3 protein-coding genes are annotated in these 2,567 nt (G+C 41.1%); all 3 read left to right on the top strand.

Annotated features, from left to right (window positions below; translation table 11 throughout):
• Nucleotides 1-702: hypothetical protein (locus H6G97_RS49635; RefSeq protein ID WP_199350186.1), on the top strand; the 702-nt coding region annotated here is incomplete at its 5' end.
• 349 nt (nucleotides 703-1,051) lie between these two features.
• On the top strand, nucleotides 1,052-1,279 hold the full coding sequence (locus tag H6G97_RS49630; RefSeq protein WP_190947594.1) for a hypothetical protein: 228 nt from the start codon (nucleotides 1,052-1,054) through the stop codon (nucleotides 1,277-1,279).
• A gap of 285 nt (nucleotides 1,280-1,564) precedes the next feature.
• Complete coding sequence (locus H6G97_RS49625; RefSeq protein WP_190947593.1) at nucleotides 1,565-2,407, top strand: hypothetical protein; 843 nt, start codon at nucleotides 1,565-1,567, stop codon at nucleotides 2,405-2,407.
• Nucleotides 2,408-2,567 lie beyond the last annotated feature (160 nt).

Raw genomic sequence — 2,567 nt, 5'->3', positions numbered from 1 at the left:
TTAGACAAACGCTGCAAAGAATCCTGGGTAAACGCAATCATCACCCACCAATCCATTAAGCTTCAGAAAGTTGACAACCAAGCCGTCGCCCAAGCCGAACTCGACAACTACATTGCAGACCAAGCCCAAGTTGTAGCTCCCGAACCCCTCACAATAGTCGAAATCTCGTTTGACCATCATGAATATTACGCTGATGACAAACTGATAGCCAGCATCAGCCATGACGACAATCATTTAACGCAACGCTGGGTAGTCATAGTAAACGACAAAGAAGTATTTCGTGCCAACACTGTAATGCGTTGTCATCGCTTCATCTGCACTCACTACAAAGATGGTTCATTACTTGTGCAGGAACAACTTGCAACACCATGCACCACTGGTAACGAAATCATGGCGCAGATTTTCAACGAGTGCGAGAAGTTTGGCTTTGAAATCCTCGACGACGGCATTTATCAGAACGACGTGAAATTAGGCGAAGTCGGACAGAGTGACGGCAATTGGTGGTTCACACGCGCAGCAGACGAAACCCAGCGCATACCCTGTGATTCTGCAATGTCAGCAGTTCAATCGCTATCGATGGTGGACGTGTCTACTGATGATAAATCCATTTTTGATGAATATTTTTTAGAGCAACCCTTAGAACAGCTAACTGGCGATAAATTGCAACGGCTGCTGGAGAGAGCGGAGTTAGTCACAGCGTAAGTGTTGGGCTTCGCCTGGGAAAAGGTTAAAGGTATTGCTTAAAGGGAAATTCCTTCATTCCTTTCCCCCTTACCCCTTCCCCTTTTCCCTAAAACACATTCCCTTCATTCACCAATCAATATGCAACCCACAATATCCATTGCCCGACACTGGGGCTACCCTCGCTTTGCTTTGGATCAGCGTACCATTCGCTCCGCTCAAATTCAAAATTATTAATTCAAAATTGAAAATTGAAGAATAAGAAATTAATTTTGCATTTTGAATTTTGCATTTTGAATTGTTTGGGAACGCGGTTTTTTGTTGGAAATTGCCGAGGATTTTTAAGTTATTAATCCCAAAGGACACAATCATGAAACTTTACGCGAAAACCATTCCACAAACTTTACCCGCTTGGGCAACTGTCGTTACAAAGAGTGCAGATTTATTTGAGGTTGAAATCAACGATGAACATCCTAATTTTCAATCTCTGCTTGAAGAGTTAGCCACGGAGATTGAGCCAGGAACATTCGGTGTGAAAGCTGAGGATTTATGTTCCAGACTCGGCTTTGATTTGTCTAACCCAATCTGCACCAGTTAGTTGAACAAGCCCAAAACTTGCTATCTGAAATTGCTACGCATCCAGACTACAAACAACTGTTGTCAGCAGGGTATCAGCCAGATTTAAACATTGCCGATGCTCAAACTGCGCTGTCTTATTTGTAATGGGAGTTAGAGCGGAATCAACAGCCTTCTCTTTAGTACAAAAGCAATCATCTGAATGTAGTCAATATTCAGACGATTGCAACTACGGGAAATTACTTTCCGCTACAGAATTCCCATTATACACAGAACACCAATCAATAAAACTTTAACCGAGGTGAACATGGTTACTGAAATTAAACTAGGGTTATGCAATCCTCCCGAACCCGTCTATTTATTTGTCAATCAAGGGGAAGTAGACGGTGAATCTTACGTTTGGTACAAGTTCAATATCAACCAAGATAAGAAAATGCCTGTTACCCAAAGAGCATTAACTGGGTACTTATCAGAACTGCGATTGACAACTAAAGAATTCAAAGGAAAGGACAACCTAAAGCTGGATATTGTTATCAGTGCCGATGAACTTTATATCATTAGAACTGGTATTGAAACAAACTTTGTTAAAAGCTTTCTTCTCGCTGCGTCATTAGTTCAGGATTTTTCTAGACCACTGATTATCGTTGCTAATGCTGGCGACGAGAACACAGTTTTCTGCAATCTTTACGATGCTGCAACAAAAACTAAGATTTACAGGGAATGGAGTAGAGATTTGGATTGGGCAACTATCATTCGTGACATTCAATCTTTATTGGGTGCAACTTCAAACTCGATTACCGAACCCCCACTGACTCCACCAAAACTTAGTGTAGTTCCTCAATCAATACACCCACAGGATTTGCGAGTTAAAAATATTTGCACCTTGCTTGATTATCCACTTGATCTAGTCAGAGAGTGGTTGCAATTCCAGGATGTTGACCGCCTAAGTTTACTTGATATTAGCCAGATTAATGAACTAATCAAAACCATGTGTTTGGCTTGGGCTTCAAACAAGTGTGAATATCCTAATCATGCTGAGTCTTCGTATCAAAATCTTGTTGTTGATGCTGTTGCTAACGGTGCGGATGAGTTAGCAGCAATTAGGGTATGGATGCAACAGTTACAGGCAGTAAAGACTGGGGCAGTGTAAATCAAAAGTCAGAAATCAGGATTCAGAATATTTTTACTTCTGAATCCTCAATTAATCAAATAGGAATAAACCATGAAAGTTATCGTTACAGTAATCGAAAAAATTACGAGTGAAGCCCATATTGATATCCCTGATGGGCTGAATCAATCCGGAATTAAAC

Source organism: Nostoc flagelliforme FACHB-838 (assembly GCF_014698065.1).
Taxonomy (GTDB): domain Bacteria; phylum Cyanobacteriota; class Cyanobacteriia; order Cyanobacteriales; family Nostocaceae; genus Nostoc; species Nostoc flagelliforme_B.
The sequence above is the reverse complement of the archived record's forward strand: the minus strand, read 5'-3'. Positions and strand labels throughout refer to the sequence as shown.

What these genes read in the sequence shown, in the direction of transcription:
- H6G97_RS49630 (WP_190947594.1), top strand. Translation starts at nt 1,052, where the DNA reads ATGAAACTTTACGCGAAAACCATTCCACAAACTTTACCCGCTTGGGCA.
- H6G97_RS49625 (WP_190947593.1), top strand. Translation starts at nt 1,565, where the DNA reads ATGGTTACTGAAATTAAACTAGGGTTATGCAATCCTCCCGAACCCGTC.